Origin of the sequence: Streptomyces sp. P9-A2 (genome assembly GCF_036634175.1) — a bacterium.
Classification (GTDB): Bacteria; Actinomycetota; Actinomycetes; order Streptomycetales; family Streptomycetaceae; genus Streptomyces; species Streptomyces pratens.
In genome coordinates, this window is the sequence record NZ_JAZIFX010000001.1 from 4,075,412 (window position 1) to 4,091,878 (window position 16,467).

16 protein-coding genes are annotated in these 16,467 nt (G+C 66.6%); 9 read left to right on the plus strand and 7 right to left on the minus strand.

All coding sequences use genetic code 11. The annotated features are described in order from the left end of the window. Positions 1 to 9 precede the first annotated feature (9 nt). The 3 genes from gnd to dnaA all read right to left on the minus strand — a co-directional run bounded on the left by gnd (position 10) and on the right by dnaA (position 5,446). Entirely contained in the window at positions 10 to 885 is an 876-nt protein-coding gene (gene gnd / locus V4Y04_RS18490) for a phosphogluconate dehydrogenase (NAD(+)-dependent, decarboxylating) (RefSeq protein WP_332429317.1), read from the minus strand. A 281-nt stretch (positions 886 to 1,166) separates the two neighbouring features. Next, the gene (dnaN, locus tag V4Y04_RS18495; RefSeq protein ID WP_332429318.1) at positions 1,167 to 2,297 is read right to left on the minus strand and encodes a DNA polymerase III subunit beta; all 1,131 of its coding nucleotides are present in this window, start codon (positions 2,295 to 2,297) and stop codon (positions 1,167 to 1,169) included. A gap of 1,196 nt (positions 2,298 to 3,493) precedes the next feature. After that, positions 3,494 to 5,446 carry a chromosomal replication initiator protein DnaA gene (dnaA, locus tag V4Y04_RS18500; RefSeq protein ID WP_332429319.1) on the minus strand — a complete coding sequence of 651 codons (1,953 nt, stop codon included), beginning with the start codon at positions 5,444 to 5,446 and terminating at the stop codon, positions 3,494 to 3,496. 381 nt (positions 5,447 to 5,827) lie between these two features. On the opposite strand from dnaA, the gene rpmH reads away from it, so the two are divergent. The 9 genes from rpmH to V4Y04_RS18545 all read left to right on the plus strand — a co-directional run bounded on the left by rpmH (position 5,828) and on the right by V4Y04_RS18545 (position 12,825). Next, positions 5,828 to 5,965, plus strand: coding sequence for a 50S ribosomal protein L34 (gene rpmH / locus V4Y04_RS18505; protein WP_073787211.1), 138 nt, complete (start codon positions 5,828 to 5,830; stop codon positions 5,963 to 5,965). Between the two features lie 21 nt (positions 5,966 to 5,986). Then, on the plus strand, positions 5,987 to 6,358 hold the full coding sequence (gene rnpA, locus V4Y04_RS18510) for a ribonuclease P protein component (RefSeq protein ID WP_332429320.1): 372 nt from the start codon (positions 5,987 to 5,989) through the stop codon (positions 6,356 to 6,358). Next, positions 6,355 to 6,726: a membrane protein insertion efficiency factor YidD gene (gene yidD / locus V4Y04_RS18515; protein ID WP_332429321.1), complete on the plus strand. Its 372-nt coding sequence runs from the start codon at positions 6,355 to 6,357 to the stop codon at positions 6,724 to 6,726. Before rnpA ends, yidD begins: the two co-directional genes overlap by 4 nt. A 3-nt stretch (positions 6,727 to 6,729) precedes the next feature. Next, positions 6,730 to 8,001 (plus strand): membrane protein insertase YidC, encoded by a 1,272-nt coding sequence (gene yidC, locus V4Y04_RS18520; protein WP_332429322.1) that lies wholly within the window; start codon positions 6,730 to 6,732, stop codon positions 7,999 to 8,001. Between the two features lie 15 nt (positions 8,002 to 8,016). Next, positions 8,017 to 8,529: a Jag family protein gene (locus tag V4Y04_RS18525; RefSeq protein ID WP_332429323.1), complete on the plus strand. Its 513-nt coding sequence runs from the start codon at positions 8,017 to 8,019 to the stop codon at positions 8,527 to 8,529. 115 nt (positions 8,530 to 8,644) lie between these two features. Then, a complete protein-coding gene (rsmG, locus tag V4Y04_RS18530) occupies positions 8,645 to 9,364 on the plus strand; it encodes a 16S rRNA (guanine(527)-N(7))-methyltransferase RsmG (RefSeq protein WP_332429324.1) in 720 nt (239 codons plus the stop codon). A gap of 342 nt (positions 9,365 to 9,706) precedes the next feature. Continuing rightward, positions 9,707 to 10,783: a ParA family protein gene (locus V4Y04_RS18535; protein ID WP_332432900.1), complete on the plus strand. Its 1,077-nt coding sequence runs from the start codon at positions 9,707 to 9,709 to the stop codon at positions 10,781 to 10,783. After that, the gene (locus tag V4Y04_RS18540; protein WP_332429325.1) at positions 10,780 to 11,880 is read left to right on the plus strand and encodes a ParB/RepB/Spo0J family partition protein; all 1,101 of its coding nucleotides are present in this window, start codon (positions 10,780 to 10,782) and stop codon (positions 11,878 to 11,880) included. Before V4Y04_RS18535 ends, V4Y04_RS18540 begins: the two co-directional genes overlap by 4 nt. 327 nt (positions 11,881 to 12,207) lie before the next feature. Continuing rightward, complete coding sequence (locus V4Y04_RS18545) at positions 12,208 to 12,825, plus strand: GNAT family N-acetyltransferase (RefSeq protein ID WP_332429326.1); 618 nt, start codon at positions 12,208 to 12,210, stop codon at positions 12,823 to 12,825. 162 nt (positions 12,826 to 12,987) lie between these two features. Here V4Y04_RS18545 and trxA read toward each other — a convergent pair whose 3' ends face one another. The 4 genes from trxA to sigM all read right to left on the minus strand — a co-directional run bounded on the left by trxA (position 12,988) and on the right by sigM (position 16,191). Further along, on the minus strand, positions 12,988 to 13,320 hold the full coding sequence (trxA, locus tag V4Y04_RS18550; protein WP_037754283.1) for a thioredoxin: 333 nt from the start codon (positions 13,318 to 13,320) through the stop codon (positions 12,988 to 12,990). Positions 13,321 to 13,361: 41 nt separating this feature from the next. Further along, positions 13,362 to 14,330, minus strand: coding sequence for a thioredoxin-disulfide reductase (gene trxB / locus V4Y04_RS18555; RefSeq protein WP_332429327.1), 969 nt, complete (start codon positions 14,328 to 14,330; stop codon positions 13,362 to 13,364). 194 nt (positions 14,331 to 14,524) lie between these two features. Next, positions 14,525 to 15,469, minus strand: a complete 945-nt coding sequence (locus V4Y04_RS18560) for an anti-sigma factor family protein (protein WP_332429328.1) — start codon at positions 15,467 to 15,469, stop codon at positions 14,525 to 14,527. Continuing rightward, positions 15,466 to 16,191: an RNA polymerase sigma factor SigM gene (sigM, locus tag V4Y04_RS18565; RefSeq protein WP_332429329.1), complete on the minus strand. Its 726-nt coding sequence runs from the start codon at positions 16,189 to 16,191 to the stop codon at positions 15,466 to 15,468. Before sigM ends, V4Y04_RS18560 begins: the two co-directional genes overlap by 4 nt. Positions 16,192 to 16,467: the final 276 nt, after the last annotated feature.

Genomic DNA, 16,467 nt, shown 5'->3' on the forward strand with positions numbered 1-16,467 from the left:
CTCCGTGGATCACTTCTTCTCGACCGCGTGGCCGCCGAACTGGTTGCGCAGCGCCGCGATCATCTTCATCTGCGGCGAGTCCTCCTGACGGGAGGAGAACCGCGCGAACAGCGACGCGGTGATCGCCGGCAGCGGGACCGCGTTGTCGAGCGCGGCCTCCACAGTCCAGCGTCCCTCACCGGAGTCCTGTGCGTACCCCTGGAGGCCCTCCAGGTGCTCGTCCTCGTGCAGCGCGTTCACCGCGAGGTCGAGCAGCCAGGAGCGGATGACCGTGCCCTCCTGCCAGGAGCGGAAGACCTCCCGGACATCGGTCACCGAGTCGACCTTCTCCAGGAGCTCCCAGCCCTCGGCATAGGCCTGCATCATCGCGTACTCGATGCCGTTGTGGACCATCTTGGCGAAGTGGCCGGCACCGGCCTTGCCGGCGTGCACCGAGCCGAAGTCGCCCGCCGGCTTCAGGGCGTCGAAGACCGGCTGCACCTTGGCGACGTGCTCCTTGTCGCCGCCGTACATCAGCGCGTAGCCGTTGTCCAGGCCCCAGACGCCGCCGGAGACCCCACAGTCGACGAAGCCTATGCCCTTGGCCGCCAGCTCCTCGGCGTGCTTCTCGTCGTCCGTCCAGCGGGAGTTGCCGCCGTCCACCACGACGTCGCCGGGCTGCAGCAGCACGGCGAGTTCGTCGATGGTCGATTGGGTGGCCTCGCCCGCCGGGACCATCACCCAGACCACGCGCGGACCCTCGAGCTTGCCCACAAGCTCTTCCAGGCTGTGGACATCGGCGAGGTCCGGATTGCGGTCGTATCCGAGAACGGTGTGGCCCGCGCGGCGAATCCGCTCGCGCATGTTGCCGCCCATCTTGCCGAGGCCGACGAGACCGAGCTCCATCAGTTGTGTTCCTTAGGTTGCGACGTGGCGTGGCGGCACGAGCGTGCCGCGGCACTTACGTACCGACCCGACCCTAAACCCGGGCGCTCACGCACATCTGTGGGCATACGCGCTCATGCGCACGCCCCCACCTGCGGTTTCACCGACACCGGCCGACCAGCCGCCTCTCGCCGCTTCCGGGTCCGGCAGCAGCCGGCACACCCACGGCCCGGCGCCCGGACCCGGAAGGACTGTGCACGCCTGTGGACCGGTGCGGGCGGCCCTGGACAGGCGGGGCGAGGTCAGCCGCTGAGCCGCACCGGCATGATCAGGTACTTGTAGGCGTCGTCCGCCTCTGCGTCCACCGCGGGCCTGCCGCTGAGCAGCGCGGGCTTGGTGGAGGTGGTGAACGACAGCTGGGCCACCGGAGAGTCGATGGCGCTCAGGCCGTCCAGCAGGAACGTGGGGTTGAAGGCGATCGAGATGTCGTCTCCCTCCAGCTGGGCGTCGACCCTCTCCACAGCCTGTGCGTCGTCACTGGAACCGGCCTCCAGGATGAGCACACCCTGCTCGAAGCTCAGCCGCACCGGGGTGTTGCGCTCGGCGACCAGAGCCACACGCTTGACGGCCTCCACGAAGGGGGCGGTCTCGATGACGGCAACGCTGTTGAACTCGGTCGGGAACAGCGTGCGGTACTTCGGAAGGTCACCTTCCAGCAGCCGCGTGGTGGTGCGCCGACCCGCGCCTTCGAAGCCGATCAGGCCCTCGCCCGCACCCGAGCCGGACAGCGCCAGGATCACCTGGTCGCCGCTGGTCAGCGCCTTGGCGGTGTCCAGAAGCGTCTTGGCGGGCACCAGGGCGACCGCCGAGGCCTCCGGGTCCTCCGGCTTCCACAGGAACTCGCGGACCGCGAAGCGGTAGCGGTCGGTGGAGGCCAGGGTCACCGTGTCGCCCTCGATCTCGATGCGGACACCGGTCAGGACGGGCAGGGTGTCGTCGCGGCCCGCCGCGATGGCGACCTGCTGCACGGCGGACGCGAAGACCTCACCCGGCACCGTGCCCGTCGCGTTCGGCATCTGCGGCAGGGCCGGGTACTCCTCCACCGGCAGGGTGTGGAGCGTGAACCGCGAGGAACCGCAGACCACCGTCGCCCGTACACCGTCTGTGGAAATCTCCACCGGCCGGTTGGGGAGAGCACGGCAGATGTCGGCGAGCAGCCGGCCCGAGACGAGCACCGTGCCCTCCTCCTCGACCTCCGTCTCCACCGAGACCCGCGCGGAGACCTCGTAGTCGAAGCTGGACAGGCTCAGCTGTCCCGACTCGGCCTTCAGCAGCAGGCCCGCGAGGACCGGCGCCGGCGGACGGGCCGGGAGGCTGCGTGCCGCCCAGGCCACTGCCTCCGCGAGTACGTCGCGTTCCACCCGGATCTTCACCGTAAGCCGCCTCCTGCTATTGCCGGCGTTCTCGCGCCCTGCTTCGCCTTCGTCATCTGACTCGGTGTGCTCGGCCTCTGGGAGGCGCAAGGACACCGGGAACAGTCTGACGCACAGCACTGACAGTAGGTGCCCCTCGGGTCAAGTCGTGACGAGGGGCAGTCGGCGCAGAAGCGGTGAGTTGTGCACAGGGCCTCCTTCGAAACGGATTCCTCACTCTCTCTAGTCGGGAGTAGTAGTAGGGCCTGTGGATACGGTGGATAACCTCGTTTTCCCAGCTCAGGGCCTAGATTTTGTCCACCGACCCTGTGGGCGGAGCCGGTGGACAACTCGGGGTTTCTGTGGAGAACAGAAAGTTCTGCACACTCCGTACACAGGGTGGGTCGAGTTGTCCCCAGCTTCGTCCCCAGGTTTGGCGGTCTTTCCCACAGGCCCCCTGGGCGCCTTGGTGTGACGCCTTTCACTCGACCCGGTGAGGGGAGGCAGCGTGTTGCCGAACAGTGGACAGGCGTGTGGAGAAGTGCATGATCGCTGGGGACAACCGGCCTCCGCCTGTGGATTGCCGGTGGAAAACTTTATCCACAGGCTGTGGATTACCGTCTTGTCCACAGCCTGTGGAGATCGCTTGTCCACGAATCCACAACCGGTTGACCTGGCCCGATAGTGCCCCATGGGGCAGCCCTGTGGACAGGATCGGGATAACTTCGCGGTCCCCAGGATGTGGACGGGAAAAACCTGCCCAATCTGTGGAGGAAGGCCGTAACCCGGTGCCGAAATGGAACAGCGGACAGGACCTCGAGGATGGCCGGGGGCCGGGGATCGTCCCGAGGGCAGAGGCGAGGACCGACGTGGGGCCGACATGGGGCAGGTGGGGCGATGAGGGGGCGGCAGCGGGTCTCGGCGGCTCCTGGAGGCGCGAGAAGGCGCTAGGCCTTTCCGGGTTCTGCTGGTGAGCGGGCCGGTGAGTCGGCGGGCGTACGAGGAAGGGCGTCCCCGGATGTGGTCCGGGGACGCCCTTCCTGGGTGCCTGACGGTTCTGACGGTTCTGAGAGGGCGAGCCCGGCCGGGGAGCAAGGGATGCTGTGGGCGGGTGCCGGGTCTCCCCTGGCGGCCGCGACGGGTGGCCCGGTACCGCGGGGGCCCTTGTCGCCGGTGGGTGCCTGAGTGCCTGCTTGGGGTACGGACGCCGGGAGGCCTCAGCCGGCCTTGATGCGGTTGGTGAGTTCTGTGACCTGGTTGTAGATGGAGCGCCGCTCCGCCATCAGATTGCGGATCTTCCGGTCCGCGTGCATCACCGTCGTATGGTCGCGGCCGCCGAACAGCGCGCCGATCTTCGGCAGCGACAGGTCGGTCAGTTCGCGGCACAGGTACATCGCGATCTGCCGCGCGGTCACCAGCGCGCGTCCGCGCGAGGTGCCGCACAGGTCTTCGACCGTGAGCCCGAAGTAGTCGGCGGTCGCGCCCATGATGGCCGTCGAGGTGATCTCCGGTGCGGAGTTGTCCCCGCCGGGCATCAGGTCCTTCAGGACGATCTCGGAGAGCCCGAGGTCCACCGGCTGCCGGTTGAGCGAGGCGAAGGCCGTCACCCTGATCAGCGCGCCCTCCAGCTCACGGATGTTCCGCGAGATCCGGGAGGCGATGAACTCCAGCACCTCCGGCGGGGCGTTGAGCTGTTCCTGCACCGCCTTCTTGCGCAGGATCGCGATCCGCGTCTCCAGCTCCGGCGGCTGGACGTCGGTGATCAGACCCCACTCGAAACGGTTCCGCAGCCGGTCCTCCAGCGTCACCAGCTGTTTGGGCGGCCGGTCACTGGAGAGCACGATCTGCTTGTTGGCGTTGTGCAGCGTGTTGAAGGTGTGGAAGAACTCCTCCTGCGTCGACTCCTTGTCCGCGAGGAACTGGATGTCGTCGACCAGCAGGATGTCCATCTCCCGGTACCGCTTGCGGAAGCTGTCGCCCTTGCCGTCGCGGATGGAGTTGATGAACTCGTTGGTGAACTCCTCCGAGCTCACGTACCGCACCCGGGTGCCGGGGTAGAGACTGCGCGCGTAGTGTCCGATCGCGTGCAGCAGGTGCGTCTTGCCGAGTCCGGACTCCCCGTAGATGAAGAGGGGGTTGTACGCCTTCGCGGGGGCCTCGGCCACCGCCACCGCCGCAGCGTGCGCGAAGCGGTTGGAGGCGCCGATCACGAACGTGTCGAAGAGGTACTTCGGGTTCAGCCGCGCGGTCGGCTCACCGGGGCCGGTCGCCGGCGCGGGCTGCGCGGCCAGCGGACCGGGCGCGCCGCTGGCGGGCAGGTTCGGGCCGACGGGGCCGCCACGGTGGACGTGACCCGCGCCGGAGGGAGGCTCCGGCAGCTCGCGGCGGACTGCGTCGCGCTGGTCGTAGTCGCCGCGGTCGTACTTCGCGCGTGATGTCTCGTAGCCGGAGCGCTGCTGGTCGTAGGAGGGGCGTTCCATCGGCTGCGGACGATAGTCCTGCGAGGGCGCGCCACCGTAGCCGTCCTGGGGTCCGTACGTTTCCTGGGACGGCGAGGCGTACGGGTCGCGGTCCGGGAAGCCGAGGCGCTGCTGCTGCCAGCTGTACTCGTCCTGTGCCGGGCGGGGCCAGGAGCCGGGCTCCGGTCGCTGGTACTCCGAGGGGTAGGCAGGGCGGGCGGTGGGGAGTTGGTCGCCGGGCGGCCCGGGATGCTGGTCGGCGCGGCGCCGGCCGTAGCCCTTGTAGCTGTCGTAGTCCTCGTACTGCTCGCGCTCCTGCCTGTCCGGGCGGTCCTGGCGGTCAGGGTGCTCAGGGTGGTCCTGCCGGGCCGGCGGGAGCTCGGGTTCTTCGTAGCGTGGCTGAGGGCGGGGGGCGAGCGGGGCCGGAGGCTCTCCCGCGGAGTCGTCGACGGTGATGGCGATACGGATGGGGCGCCCGCACTCGCGGCTCAGGCTCTCGCTGACGACCGGTGCCAGGCGGCCCTCGAGAACGCCCTTGGCGAACTCGTTCGGCACGGCGAGCAGGGCGGTGTCGGCGACCAGCGCCAGTGGCTGGCAGCGCCGGATCCAGTGTTCGTCCTTCCCCTCCACTCCCTGACCCCGGCCCTCACCGAGGAGCTGCTCCAGTACGCGTGGCCACACTGCGGCAAGATCGGCAGGTACGTCAGCCACAGGGCACGCTCTCTCGCAGGTCCCTCGAACGTGTGGTTCAGGGACGGGTTGGGTCGGGTTCTAAAAGGGGGTGCTGGAGGGACAAAGGAACGAATCGGAGTTCATCCACGGTAGTCAGGGCGGCCGGTACGGTTCAAGTCATTGTCCCCAGCCTGTGGACAAGTGTCTCCCGGCGACGGCTGGTTTGACCGAACGGCGTGGCCGCGCGTACCGTGACGAGGTCGAGTTGTCGATGGCTGCTGCCGCCTGCCTCCGATGGGCACAGATCGCGCAAGTTGATCGGTCAGCGGTGCACTCGGGCGTAACGCGAGCTACTCGTGGGCGCACGGTGACAGCCAGGACGGCACCCCGCAATCTACGAACTCTTTCTGGAGCCCCCGAGTGAGCAAGCGCACCTTCCAGCCGAACAACCGTCGTCGCGCCAAGACCCACGGCTTCCGGCTGCGTATGCGTACCCGTGCCGGCCGCGCGATTCTTGCGTCCCGCCGTGACAAGGGTCGCGCCCGTCTGTCCGCCTGATCCTGATCAGGTCATGACGTCGTGCTGCCCACCGAGAACCGGCTGAGGCGGCGCGAGGACTTCGCGACCGCGGTACGACGGGGACGCCGGGCCGGACGCCGGCACCTCGTCGTACACCTACGCAGCGGTGTCACGGACCCGCATGCGTCTGGGGAGAACGCTGCCCCGACGCGTGCGGGTTTCGTCGTAAGCAAAGCGGTGGGCGGTGCGGTCGTGCGGAACAAGGTGAAGCGCAGACTTCGCCACCTGATGCGCGATCGAGTCGCCCTGCTGCCCCCCGGTAGCCTGGTAGTCGTACGAGCGTTGCCCGGAGCGGGGGACGCCGCCCATGCACAACTGGCCCAAGACCTGGACGCCGCTCTTCAGCGGTTGCTGGGAGGGGGCACGCGATGAAGTACCCGCTGCTGGTTCTGATCAAGCTCTATCAGTGGACGATCAGTCCCCTACTCGGACCTGTATGCAAGTACTACCCGTCGTGTTCCCACTACGGCTACACGGCCATCGACCGGCACGGTGCCATCAAGGGCACAGCACTCACGGCCTGGCGCATCCTGCGGTGCAATCCGTGGTCGCTGGGTGGCGTGGACCATGTCCCGCCACGCAAGCGACCGCGGTGGCACGAAATGCTGCGTAACGCCTGGCGTGCACGCAAGGGCGGGCCCGCCTCCGCCGAACCGGCCACCGAAGGACGGACCTCTCCCGAGACTCCGAGTTCTTCGAGCCCGGCCGCAGAGACCTCGCCCCATGCCCAAGGAGCATGATTAGTGGACACGATTGCCAGCCTCTTCAGCTTCATCACGACACCTGTCTCCTGGGTCATCGTCCAGTTCCACAGCGTGTACGGGGCCATCTTCGGTCCTGACACCGGGTGGGCCTGGGGCCTGTCCATCGTGTCCCTGGTGATCCTGATCCGTATCTGCCTGATCCCGCTCTTCGTGAAGCAGATCAAGGCGACACGCGCGATGCAGACGCTCCAGCCAGAGATGAAGAAGATCCAGGAGCGCTACAAGAACGACAAGCAGCGCCAGTCCGAAGAGATGATGAAGCTGTACAAGGACGCGGGTACCAACCCGCTCTCCTCGTGCCTTCCCATCCTGGCGCAGTCTCCGTTCTTCTTCGCCCTGTACCACGTGCTCAACAGCATCGCGTCCAATGACACCGTCGGCGTGATCAACGAGCGTCTGCTGGAAAGCGCGCAGAAGGCGCACATCTTCGGTGCCCCGCTTGCGGCGAAGTTCACGGACAATGCGGACAAGGTCGAGGCCCTCAACGCCTCCCTGACCGATGTGCGCATCGTCACGGCGCTCATGATCGTGCTGATGTCGCTGTCGCAGTTCTACACGCAGCGCCAGCTGATGACGAAGAACGTCGACACCACGGTGAAGACGCCGTTCATGCAGCAGCAGAAGATGCTGATGTACGTCTTCCCCGTCATCTTCGCCGTCTTCGGTATCAACTTCCCCGTCGGCGTCCTCGTCTACTGGCTGACCACCAACGTGTGGACCATGGGCCAGCAGATGTACGTCATCCACAACAACCCGACGCCGGGTTCCAAGGCGCAGGCCGCGTACCTGGAGCGTTTCTCCAAGCACGTCACCCGTCACGGCAAGACCCGTAACCGCCGTGAGCGTGCCATCGTCAAGGCCATCGTGGCCAAGGGCCGGGACCGTAACGAGTACGAGCGCAAGTTCATCAACGGTCTGAACAAGGTGGGCCTCGCGGCCCAGGCCGACGGTGCGGTGATCAAGGGCGATGCCACGGCCGCCGTCCAGGCGGAGGACGGTTCCCCGACGACGGCCCAGGCCGCGAAGCGGCAGCAACCCAAGCGGCAGAGCAAGTCCCAGCGCCAGGGTGGTACGGCGAAGGCGGCCGGCGAGTCCCTCTCGCTGACCAAGGCCGAGGAACCCGAGGGCGACGTCAAGCCCGCCGCCGCTGCCAAGAAGGGCAACGCGAAGCCCGGCGGAAGTACCCGCAGCAAGGCCCAGTCCGGACAGCGCAAGGGTCCGCAGCGGCCCAAGTCCCCGTCCAAGAAGTAAGAAGGAGTCCATCCCGTGACGGAAGGCACCACCTCCGCCGCTGCCGAGGGCGCAGACACCCTGACCCGCCTGGAGCAGGAAGGCGAGATCGCAGCGGACTACCTGGAGGGTCTGCTCGACATCGCCGACCTCGACGGTGACATCGACATGGACGTCGAGGCAGACCGTGCCTCTGTCTCGATCGTCAGTGACTCGTCCGGCCGTGACCTGCAGAAGCTGGTCGGTCGTGACGGCGAGGTACTCGAAGCGCTCCAGGAGCTCACGCGCCTGGCCGTACACCGCGAGACCGGTGACCGCAGCCGACTGATGCTCGACATCGCGGGCTACCGCGCCAAGAAGCGGGCCGAGCTGTCCGAGCTCGGGGCCAAGGCCGCTACCGAGGCCAGGAACAGCGGCGAGCCCGTGAAGCTCGACCCGATGACGCCGTTCGAGCGCAAGGTCGTGCACGACGCGGTCAAGGCTGCCGGTCTGAGCAGTGAGTCCGAGGGCGAGGAACCGCAGCGCTTCGTCGTCGTGCTTCCCGCCTGAACGGTTCCCCATTCCACCGGCCCCGTCTGTTGCGCAGACGGGGCCGAATTTTGTCAGCCTGATAGTTCTGTGGTGTCGGCCGCCGGGTCGGCACGGTACGGAAGGACGGTCCCCCGTGACGGAGGCAGCGGAGCTTCCCCCCGCGCCCGAGCAGGCCCGTGAGGTGTTCGGTGATCGCTTCGCGGACGCTGTGCGTTACGCGGAGCTACTTGCCGAGACGGGCGTGCAGCGTGGTCTGATCGGCCCACGGGAGGTGCCCCGGCTATGGGAGAGACATCTGCTGAACTGCGCGGTGCTCTCGGAGGTCGTCCCCGAGGGCGTGACGGTGTGCGATGTCGGCTCGGGTGCCGGCCTGCCGGGCATCCCCTTGGCGCTGGTCCGGGAGGACCTCAAGATCACGTTGCTGGAACCGCTGCTGCGGCGTACCACCTTCTTGACCGAAGTCGTGGAGCTGCTGGGCCTGGACCATGTGACGGTCGTCCGTGGGCGGGCCGAGGAGGTCATGGGAACGCTGACTCCGGTCCACGTGGTGACCGCGCGGGCCGTGGCACCGCTCGATCGTCTCGCCACATGGGGCGTTCCCCTACTGAGGCCCTACGGAGAGATGCTCGCTCTCAAGGGTGATGCGGCCGAGGAGGAGCTGAAGAGCGCGACCGCTGCTCTGAACAAGCTCGGTGCGGTGGCGACGTCGATCGTGCATGTAGGTGAGGGCGTGGTGGATCCGATGTCCACAGTCGTGCGCGTCGAGGTCGGGGAAAGCCCTGGAGGTGTGCGCTTCGCGGCTAAGCGCGCGAAGGCCGCCCGCACGGGACGTGTACGGCGCCGACGCGGATAAGGTTCACGCAGCCTGTGGCAAGGCGACTGGCAGGCAGGCATGCCCTCTGGAGGGCCGGCCGTACTCCACACAAGCTGCCGAACCTCTGCGTGTCGGAGTGTCGCGGCAGTGCGGGCCCGGCTGCTGTGCATCGTGTTTCACGTGAAACATCGCTCCCTGCTGCACGGCATCATCAGTCGCGGTCGCGCCGCAGCCGAACCCCGCGACCGTAAGCCTCTCGGTTCACTCGGAGAGGGTCCTGTTCCCGGCGAGAGTTCACCCCCCTCAGGGGGCACGGAGTTGTCCACAGCGGTGGTTTTCTCCACAGAACGTAAGGCCTCGCTGGTTCACGACCCCGAAGGCATGGGAGGCTCTGTTCATTGCGAGCCTGAAGTCGAGGAGAGTGAATCCTTGCGGTCCGACGCCAATATCGCGGGACCGATGACCGATCCGGTCCCCGGTCCCCGTACCGAATCGATGGGGGCGGATGTTTCACGTGAAACACCGCCTCCGATGGACGACGCTCCCATCGGCCGTACTGCCCAGGTGGCGGTGGACGCGCTGGGTCGCGCAGGCGAGGGCCTGCCACGGCCTGAGCAGACACGCCTCATGGTGGTCGCCAACCAGAAGGGCGGCGTGGGCAAGACGACGACAACTGTCAACCTTGCCGCATCGCTCGCGCTCCATGGCGCTCGGGTCCTGGTGATCGACCTCGACCCTCAGGGCAACGCATCCACGGCCCTGGGCATCGACCATCACGCAGAAGTCCCTTCCATCTATGACGTGCTGGTCGAGAGCAGGCCGCTGGCGGAAGTGGTCCAGCCGGTCCCCGACGTGGAGGGCCTTTTCTGCGCCCCCGCCACGATCGATCTTGCCGGTGCGGAGATCGAGCTGGTGTCCCTGGTGGCACGGGAGAGTCGACTGCAGCGTGCAATCCAAGCCTACGAGCAGCCTCTGGATTACATCCTCATCGACTGCCCCCCGTCGCTCGGCCTGCTGACAGTCAACGCGATGGTGGCAGGTCAGGAGGTTCTGATCCCGATTCAGTGCGAGTACTACGCGCTGGAAGGCCTGGGGCAGCTGCTCCGCAACGTCGATCTGGTGCGGGGGCACCTCAATCCCTCCCTGCATGTCTCGACGATCCTGCTCACCATGTATGACGGCCGGACGCGGCTCGCGTCCCAGGTCGCGGACGAGGTGCGCAGTCACTTCGGTGAGGAGGTGCTGCGGACGAGCATTCCCCGTTCCGTGCGCATCTCGGAGGCGCCGAGCTACGGGCAGACGGTACTGACCTACGATCCTGGATCGAGTGGTGCCCTCTCCTACCTTGAGGCGGCACGAGAGATCGCGTTGAGGGGTGTAGGCGTGAGCTACGACGCATCGAACGCGCACATCGGCGCACAGCAGAACGATCCGAGCATGGTGGAGGGCGTCCAGTGAGTGAGCGACGGAGAGGGTTGGGTCGTGGTCTCGGCGCACTGATCCCTGCTGCCCCGACAGAGAAAATGGTCGCCCCGGCCATGACGGGAGGCGCTGCTTCCGCGTCTTCCGCCAGCCCGCCGGTGGCACCGAACGAGCGTGGGGTGGCCGTCGCGAAGCTGGCCGCGTTGTCCTCTGTTCCACGTGAAACAGAAGGTCTCTCGACGCAAGGTGCGGCGGAGACTCCTATGCCTCCCCTGGGGGCGCATTTCGCCGAGATCCCCATCGAGTCCATCAAGCCGAACCCGCGTCAGCCTCGCGCGGTCTTCGATGAGGACGCACTGGCAGAGCTTGTCACGTCCATCAAGGAGGTCGGCCTCCTCCAGCCCGTTGTCGTACGACAGGTCGGGCCGGCGCACTACGAGCTCATCATGGGCGAGCGTCGCTGGCGGGCCTGCCGCCTGGCGGGGCTCGAGGCCATCCCTGCGATTGTCCGGGCTACGGAGGACGAGAAACTCCTTCTGGACGCTCTTCTGGAGAACCTGCACCGGGCCCAGTTGAACCCACTGGAAGAGGCAGCCGCCTACGACCAGTTGCTCAAGGACTTCAACTGCACCCACGATCAGCTGGCGGACCGCATCGGCCGTTCCCGTCCGCAGGTGTCCAACACCCTGCGTCTGCTGAAGCTCTCGCCGAGGGTCCAGAGCCGGGTGGCTGCGGGAGTGCTGTCCGCCGGACATGCGCGGGCCCTGCTATCTGTCGAGGACTCAGAGGAGCAGGAGAGACTGGCCCATCGGATCGTGGCCGAAGGGCTCTCGGTACGCGCCGTCGAGGAGATCGTCACACTGATGGGGTCCGGACCTCAGAAGGCGCCGCGGTCCAAGGGGCCGCGTGCGGGTGCACTGGTGTCGCCGGCTCTGTCCGATCTGGCCACACGCCTCTCGGATCGCTTCGAGACGCGAGTGAAGGTCGACCTGGGACAGAAGAAGGGCAAGATCACCGTCGAGTTCGCCTCGATGGAGGATCTCGAACGCATCCTCGGTACGCTCGCCCCCGATGAAGGGCCGGTTCTGCAGAAGAGCCTGGTGGACGACGATGCTGTAGAGGACGATTCCTGAGGCATCGGCTCGTTCAGCCGAACAGTCGACCAGGGGCGGATTGTGTCCGGTATGTGCCGGAACATGGTCCGCCCTTTGCTTTTTGCCGGTATCGACGGAATCGCTTCGTGGATACGATGCATGGAAATACGAGGTGTATCCACCGGCAGTACCTTTGATCCTCTGAGCGCAAGGCAGGGCCATGCGAACGATGAGCCGTATCGGACTGGTGAGAGCAGGGCTGGCGATCGCTGTCTTCGGTGGGTTCATCGGCAGCCTGCTCAAGGAGCGGCATGCTCTGAAAGCCGTCCGCGAGGCAGCAGGCGAAGGAAGCGAGGCACAGGCTTCATGGGGCGTCGGCTCGTACCGCTCACGCTGGACAACCTTCAGGACCTTCCCCGGAACTGTCGCTCGTGTGTCTTCTGGGAGCTTGATCCCGTCAGCGGTGAGGCAGCGTTAAAGGCGGGTACGTCAGCGGTCGAGAAGGAGTCATGGATCTCCGCTGTACTCCTGGACTGGGGGTCGTGCGGAAGAGTCGTCTACGTGGACGACGTCCCCGTGGGTTTCGTTCTCTACGCTCCGCCCGCCTACGTGCCGCGTGCCACAGCCTTTCCCACGAGTCCTGTGTCGCCCGATGCGGTGCAGTTGATGACTGCGCTCATCGTGCCGGGCTACCAGGCTCAAGGGCTGGGGAGGGTGATGGTACAGACGGTGGCGAAGGACCTGCTGCGGCGCGGGTTCAAAGCGATCGAAGCCTTCGGCGACGCGCGTTGGAAGACGCCGGCCTGTGTGCTGCCTGCTGATCATCTCCTGGCCGTGGGGTTCAAGACGGTCCGTCAGCATCCCGCGTATCCCCGGCTCAGACTGGAACTGCGGACGACGTTGTCGTGGAAGGACGACGTCGAGATGGCATGGGACCGCCTGCTCGGAGCAGTACAGAAGGAGCCGGCATTGCGCCCCCTTTGAACCGGGCGATGCTGATCCACTCGGAGTTCATGCCCTGAGTCTCCGGGCCGACGATGTCAGTATCTGAGAGTCCGGAGCACCTCATGCGAATGGGCCGACCCATGCGGGTCGGCCCATTCGTGTTTCACGTGAAACACACGCCGCCGGTGCGGGGGTCGGCGATCATTCGGCGATGAAGTCCTCGAGGTCGCGAACGATCGCAGCCTTTGGCTTGGCACCGACGATGGTCTTGGCGACCTCGCCACCCTGGTAGACGTTCAGGGTCGGGATGGACATGACGCCGTACTTGGCGGCCGTACCCGGATTCTCGTCGATGTTCAGCTTGACGACCTCGATCTTGTCCCCGTACTCCGCGGCAATGGCCTCGAGGGAAGGGGCGATCTGGCGGCACGGTCCGCACCAGGCGGCCCAGAAGTCCACCAGGACAGGCTTGTCGCTCTTGAGGACGTCCTCGTCGAAGGAATCGTCCGTCACGTTCTTCAGGGTGCCGGCCACGGCGGGCTCCTTAACTGGTTGGTGCGTGGGGCGGGTGGGGGTCAGACGGCGGTCTTCTCGGGCTCGGCCTTCTTCTCGTCGGCGAGAGAGGCAAGGAACCTCTCGGCGTCGAGGGCGGCGGCACAGCCCGTACCGGCCGCGGTGATCGCCTGGCGGTAGGTGTGGTCGACCACGTCACCGGCACCGAACACACCGGTGAGGTTCGTACGCGTCGACGGCGCCTGGACCTTCAGGTAGCCCTCGTCGTCCAGTTCCAGCTGGCTCTTGAAGAGTTCCGTACGGGGGTCGTGCCCGATCGCGATGAAAAGACCGGTCACCGCCAGGTCCGAAAGGTCTCCGGTCTTGAGGTTCCGCAGCTTCAGACCCGAGAGTTTCTGGTCACCCTGCACCTCGGCGACCTCGCTGTCCCAGACGAACGAGATCTTCGGGTCGGCGAGGGCGCGCTCCTGCATCGCCTTCGAAGCCCGCAGGGTGTCGCGGCGGTGGACGATCGTGACGGACTTGGCGAACCGCGAGAGGAAGGTGGCCTCCTCCATCGCGGTGTCACCGCCGCCGATCACGGCGATGTCCTGGTCCTTGAAGAAGAAGCCGTCACACGTGGCACACCAGGAGACACCGCGGCCGGAGAGGGCGTCCTCGTTCGGCAGACCGAGCTTGCGGTGCTGCGATCCGGTGGTGATGATGACGGCCCTCGCCTTGTGAACCGTGCCCGCTGTGTCCGTGACGGTCTTGATCTCGCCGGCCAGGTCGACGGAGACCACGTCGTCCGGGATGAGCTCGGCACCGAAGCGCTCCGCCTGGGCACGCATGTTGTCCATGAGCTCGGGGCCCAGGATGCCGTCCTGGAATCCCGGGAAGTTTTCGACATCGGTCGTGTTCATCAGCGCGCCACCGGCGGTGACGGCGCCCTCGAACACCAGAGGCTTCAGCGACGCACGGGCGGTGTAGAGCGCCGCGGTGTAGCCGGCAGGCCCCGAACCGATGATGATCACGTTACGGACGTCGCTCACAGCTTGATTCCTCATCTCTGGTCTGTGTCATCCGACCGGTGGGAGTTCCTGTCGGAACTCTCACCTCACCCAACGGATCCTAAGGGGCGGGCATTCCCGCTGTGCCCGAGTACACGGACGTGGTCCTCGGGCAGGCGGAGGGAGGTACACACCGTACGAGATGCCACCGCGGGATGCGGACGAAGCGGCGGCGCTCAGTCGCGTGTGTAGACGTGCTCCAACAGCACCTTCGCGGCGGAAGCAGAGGAGGGATCGGCGACACACGTGGCATCGACGATGTAGGCGGTCACCCGGGTGTCGACGGAGGTGTCGGGAAGCACCACCAGGAGAGCCTCTCGCCCTTCATAGGTGCCTTCCTCCGTGGCGAGGGCGGCGTCTTCGCGGCCGATCCCCTCACGGACGCATTCCGGGACCGTGGCCTTGAGCACCCTGGGGCCGGTAGCGGTACCGGATGTCGACTCCAGCCCGAAGGGCTGCGCGCTGCGGGAGGAGTTGCTCTTCACCCGGCTCTGCGCGAGGAGGTCGGAGACCTGCTTCTCCAACTCTCCCTCGGAGAAGGTGTCCGTGGCAGTCGTCTGACGACCGTCCCCCGTGCCCTCATTCTGGGACGAGAGGAGTAGGGTGCCGAGCCCCAGAGCCGCGACGGTGAACGCCGTCCCCAGCACTGCGGCCCTGTGGCGTCCGCGCTGCACGCGGCCTTTGCGTCCCGGGCCGGCCGTAGAGGGCCGAGGGCGCCCGGCGGGGCGCCCCGTAGACGCTGGTGCTTCACGTGATGCCGATGTTTCACGTGAAACATGCGCGCGATCATCGTCGGGCAGGGCGGGGGAAACGCCGACGGGTTCTGTGTCGGTCGATTCCGCGATGCTCTTGGACTCCGGCGCTGTGGCATGAAGCAGAGCTTCTGCGGCGAGCGCGGCGTCGATACGGCTCGCCATCTCGGCCGGCATGCGGGGTGGCCCCGGCATGGTGCCGAGCAGCCCCTGGATCTCCTCCAGTGAGACACGGACGTCCGCGCAGAGCTCGCACTCGTCCAGATGCCGGCGCACAGCGGTGTCCCTGGCGGGCGGCAGGAGTCCCTCGGTGAGGTCGGAGATCTCCTCGACGCCCGGGTGTTCCGTCATATCTGTCGTCGAGGTCACGCTCGCCCACCTCCGCCCTTCACTGCCGCTGGGTCACTCGGTCCTGCATCCGGCGGATCTGCTCGACGCGGCCCCGCTGCGGGTGGGACGGATGCCCCCTGCGTCCGGTTCCGTTCCTCGCTCCGTTTCCTGTCGTCACCGCTGCCGTCCGGCCGTAGATGACGTAGAAGAGGAAGGAGTCTGGCTCTGCCCCGGGCGCAGCGGCTCTTCACCGTGCCGGTCGGCACGTCGAGGATGCGGGCGGCTTCGGCCACCGGATAGCCCTGCATGTCCACGAGGACGAGCGCCGCCCGTTGATCGGGCGGTAGCGTCCCCATCGCTTCGATGAGCTGGCGGTGCAGATCGTTCCGTTCGGCGGGAGCCGAAGCGGATTCGTGGGGCTCCAGCAGCTGGTCCAGGCGCTCCGTGTCCTCGACAGGAGAGGTCTTCCGGGATGCCGCCTTGCGCGCACGGTCCAGACAGGCGTTCACCGTGATCCGATGCAGCCATGTCGTGACGGCCGACTGGCCCCGGAAGGTGTGGGCGGCCCGGTAGGCGGAGACAAGGGCGTCCTGGACCGCGTCAGCGGCCTCCTCGCGGTCTCCCAGAGTCCGCAGGGCTACCGCCCACAGGCGATCACGGTGACGACGGACTAGCTCACCGAAGGCATCCTTGTCCCCCGAGACATGGGATGCCAGGAGTTCGGCGTCTGAGCGATCAGCTCGCCAGGACTCATTGTCCACACAGATTCCCCGCGTTCTTGGGGAGACAGCCGTGACACTGCTGCCCAACTCGTAATCCTGACCGACAGAATGGCACACAGCGGGTCGGGATGTAACGGGGTGGGGAGATATCCGCCCTGTACTGCGCCAATTGCGCATGACGAGCATATCCGCCCAAAAGTGTCGACGAAGACATGTCGTGACCGATAAGCGAGAGCTTTTTTATTTCTTGCAAATCAAGATCAACTTTGGATGTGCTTACCCTTGCTCAGCGAGACATCGTCTGCAAGAAGAAGG